Here is a 204-nt window from a genome sequence, read left to right on the forward strand (position 1 = left end):
TGGAGCGACACACGAGGTTCGAACTCGTGACCTCAACCTTGGCAAGGTTGCGCTCTACCAACTGAGCTAGTGTCGCAATGTCATTGTTAAGCACAATGAGGGCTTATTCCACATTTCAGAAAGAAAGTGGAGCGACACACGAGGTTCGAACTCGTGACCTCAACCTTGGCAAGGTTGCGCTCTACCAACTGAGCTAGTGTCGCA

Annotated in this window: 2 tRNA genes; both read right to left on the reverse strand. The window is 51.0% G+C overall.

Features of this window, described 5'->3' with window-relative positions:
- A tRNA-Gly gene (locus tag OQJ86_RS26570) sits at positions 1-76 on the reverse strand.
- Positions 77-127: 51 nt separating this feature from the next.
- Positions 128-203 (reverse strand) — tRNA-Gly (locus OQJ86_RS26575).
- Position 204: the final 1 nt, after the last annotated feature.

Source organism: Vibrio sp. Sgm 5 (genome assembly GCF_026241575.1).
Lineage (GTDB): Bacteria > Pseudomonadota > Gammaproteobacteria > Enterobacterales > Vibrionaceae > Vibrio > Vibrio jasicida.